The organism is Micromonospora sp. KC213, assembly GCF_004348325.1.
GTDB lineage: Bacteria > Actinomycetota > Actinomycetes > Mycobacteriales > Micromonosporaceae > Micromonospora.
Window position 1 is genome coordinate 1 of record NZ_SMKF01000318.1, and the last position, 2,349, is coordinate 2,349.

Sequence of the window (2,349 nt, forward strand, 5' to 3'; positions counted from 1 at the left end):
GAAAAGGGCAGGAGCCCGGTGGACTGGCCACCGGGCTCCTGCGTTACCGGTCCTGGGGAGGCTCCGGACCAATAGTTGTAATTGAAAATTTTGTCTTGCGGCATGGGCCGCCGAGCTGTCCGTGTTCACCCGCCAGCGGAGCCCGCGATCCGCCGTTCAGTCAGCGCGTCGCACCGGGCCCCCTCGCGGGCCGCTGACCGAAGCGGGTTGAATGGGGCGATGCAGAACTTGTTGCCTGAGCCACCGGCCACCCTCCTGCCCGCGCACGACGCGGCCGACGCGGCCCTGGCGTCCGCCGCCGAGCAGGGCACCGACGAGGCGTACGCCGAGGTCGCGGCCCGCTTCCCGACCCACAGCGCGGCCTGGGCGGCGCTCGCGGGGCGGGCGTTCGACGCCGGTCAGGTCATCCCGGCGTACGCCTACGCCCGCACCGGCTACCACCGGGGCCTGGACCAGTTGCGCCGCAGCGGCTGGAAGGGGCACGGCCCGGTGCCCTGGTCGCACGCGCCCAACCAGGGCTTCCTGCGCTGCCTGTACGTGCTCTCCCGGGCTGCCGACGAGATCGGCGAGGCCGACGAGGCGGCGCGCTGCGCCCAGTTCCTCCGGGACTGCGACCCGGCCGCCGGGGACGCCCTCGCCAGCGCCCAAGCCTGACCCGGCGCGCGCCCGCTCCGCGCCACCCGGCCTAAGACCGCCCCGGCCGCCGGTTCAGCACCCGTACCGGCGGTCGGCGCGGCACCAGTCGGTCCGGGCCGCCGTGCTCGGATTCGGATCCGCGAACAGGGATACGACACCGCGTGGCACGGCAGCCCTCCCGTGGTGCCGGCCCCGAATCTCACTCGACGCGGGGTAGCCCGTCGACCTCGGTCGCAAGCTTGGCGGCCACCTCACGGGCCGTCCGGGCGAGCTGTTCCCGGCCTGGCCGGCACGTCCGTGCTGATCTCGGCGTCGGGGCCGTCGGCGAAGGCCCCGGAGTCGGTCAGAGCCCCTCGGCAACCGCGGCGGCGATCTTCAGCCAGGCGTCCCGGGTGGCCGAGGAGAGCCCGCCGTACCGGATCGGCTCCCCGCTGTCGATCAACCGCTCGTACGGCGCCAGCAACACCGCCCTGGTGCGGGCGGCGAAGTGCTCCTGGATCGCCGGCAGGTCGATCTCCTTGCGGGACGGCGGCATGGACACCACCGTCACCGCCTGCCGGACGAGCCGCTGCCGGCCGCTCTGCTCCAGGTGGTCCAGCATCCGGGCGGCCGTCTCCGCCGAGTCGTTGCGGGCCGACATGGTGACCACCAGTTGGTCGGTGGCGTCCATCGCGGCCTGCCAGTTCTGCGCCCGGACGTTGTTCCCGGTGTCCACGAAAATCAGCTTGTAGAACCGGCTCACCACCTCGCGGATCTCGGCGAACGCCGCGGCGGTCAGCATCTCCCCACCGGTCGCCGACTCGTCCGAGGCGAGCACGTCGAACATGCCCTCACCCTGCGAGCGGACGTACTGCGACAGGTCACCGATGCGACCGTGCGGGCCCTGGAACTGCCCGAGGTCGCGCAGCATGTCGCGCACCGTACGGGAGTGGAAGTCCTGCTGGGCGCGCATCCCGAGGGTGCCCTGGGTCTCGTTGTTGTCCCAGGCCAGCACGTACCCGCCGCGCTTCTGGCCGAAGGTCATCGCGAGCAGCAGGATCGCCACCGTCTTGCCCGCGCCGCCCTTCGGGTTCACCACGGTCACCTGACGAAGCCCGCCGAAGTTGCGGCGGACCATCTCGATGTCCCGCCTCACCTCCTGCTCGTGCCGCCCGGGGGGAAGCTTCACCAGCCCGATCCGGTTCACCACCGCCCGTACCCCCATGGTGGCCACCGGATCGGCGGGGCGAACCTGGCGGCGACGGGCGAAGTCCTCGGCGGTCGGGGCCAGGCCCTCGGGTATCCAGGCCGCCGCCTCGGGCTGCGGTTGCCGTGGCACCCCCTCGTGCGGGGTGCCCTGCTGCCACGCCGGCTGGTACCAGCCCGCGGCGGGCGGCGGCGTGGGCGGCCCGGTCACTCCCGCAGCCGGATGCGGCGACGTCGGGGCGGGTCGTGGGGGAGGTACCGCGAGCGTCGGACCGGGTGGGTACTCCGTCGGCGGTACCGGCGGGGTGAGCGGCGTACCGGGTGAGGGCGGGAACGGCCCCAGCTTCGGTGCGGGCGGGGCGTCCGGCGTCTGGCCCGGCACCGCCGCGCTGCCCACCGCCTCCTCGCCGCCGGCCGAGAGCCGCTGCGGCGGTTGCGCCCACGGCGACTCGCGGGGGCCGCCGCCCTCCAGGGGTACGACCGGGGTGCCGGGCGCGCCGGGCGTGACCGGGTCGTCGGGTCCAGCCG

1 protein-coding gene and 1 pseudogene are annotated in these 2,349 nt (G+C 74.1%); one reads left to right on the forward strand and one right to left on the reverse strand.

The window, feature by feature from the left end:
- Positions 1 to 219 precede the first annotated feature (219 nt).
- Positions 220 to 654 (forward strand): DUF3151 domain-containing protein, encoded by a 435-nt coding sequence (locus E1166_RS30210; protein ID WP_132343208.1) that lies wholly within the window; start codon positions 220 to 222, stop codon positions 652 to 654.
- A 325-nt stretch (positions 655 to 979) separates the two neighbouring features.
- Here the strand turns inward: E1166_RS30210 and E1166_RS30215 are convergent.
- Positions 980 to 2,349, reverse strand: a pseudogene (locus E1166_RS30215) (chromosome partitioning protein); the annotation flags it as partial.